Source organism: Mycolicibacter kumamotonensis, from assembly GCF_002086285.1.
Lineage (GTDB): Bacteria > Actinomycetota > Actinomycetes > Mycobacteriales > Mycobacteriaceae > Mycobacterium > Mycobacterium kumamotonense.
In genome coordinates this window covers 1-876 of the sequence record NZ_MVHU01000109.1, presented here as the reverse complement: position 1 = coordinate 876, position 876 = coordinate 1, and the positions used below count along the sequence as shown (strand labels likewise).

Here is an 876-nt window from a genome sequence, read left to right as displayed (position 1 = left end):
TCAGATCATCCTCGGGAAGGTGCGCCCTTTCCTACGCCGCCTCACCGAGGCTCATCCACAGGTATTGATCATTGCTCAGCCGAGGGCACGCTCCGTCGTGGGCCAGCAGCGGAGTTACGCGCAGCGCTTGATAAGCCCGCCGCCGGGCTACGCTCCCGGGTGAAGCGAGCATCGGTGTGACCAAGGCGTATTCGTCGCCGCCGCCGAACCTGCGCTCCCTGCGCGATCGGCTCACTCAGGCAGCGCAACGGCAAGGTGTCGTGTTCGGTCGGTTGCAGCGCCACGTCGCGATGATCGTCGTCGCGCAGTTCGCCGCGATGCTCACCGACGACAGCGGTGCTCCGCTGCTGTTGGTCAAAGGTGGATCGTCGCTGGAACTGCGTCGGGGAATCCCTGATTCTCGGACCTCCAAGGACTTTGACACCGTCGCACGCGCGATATCGAAACTGTCCATGAGCAGCTCGCTGACGCCGGCGAGACGGGGTGGGAGGGGTTCACTGCGATCTTTACCGTCCCCGAAGAGATCGACGTCCCGGGTATGCGCGTCAAGCCGCGCCGATTCACCGCCAAGCTGAGCTACCGTGGCCAGCCGTTCGCATCTGTTCCAATCGAGGTCTCTACCGTCGAAGCCGGCAATGCCGACCAGTTCGACACCCTCACCTCGGAGGCCCTTGGCCTTGTCGGGGTTCCCGCAGCGGTCTCCGTGCCGTGCATGACCGTTCCGTGGCAGACCGCGCCGAAGCTCCATGCGGTCACCGCAGTGCTTGAAGGACCGAAAGTCAACGATCGCGCTCACGACCTAGGGCGTGTCTCCTGATTTGCTGGCGTCGACTCGCGTGTGGATGACGGCGGCGACCAACAGGACGCCGCCGAGGT

At 64.5% G+C, this 876-nt stretch carries 2 pseudogenes; both read left to right on the top strand.

Annotated features, from left to right (window positions below):
• Positions 1-63: 63 nt before the first annotated feature.
• Positions 64-180 (top strand): annotated as a pseudogene (locus BST28_RS25345) (type IV toxin-antitoxin system AbiEi family antitoxin domain-containing protein); the annotation flags it as partial.
• Positions 177-802, top strand: a pseudogene (locus BST28_RS22965) (nucleotidyl transferase AbiEii/AbiGii toxin family protein); the annotation flags it as partial. The pseudogenes BST28_RS25345 and BST28_RS22965, both read left to right, overlap by 4 nt.
• Positions 803-876 lie beyond the last annotated feature (74 nt).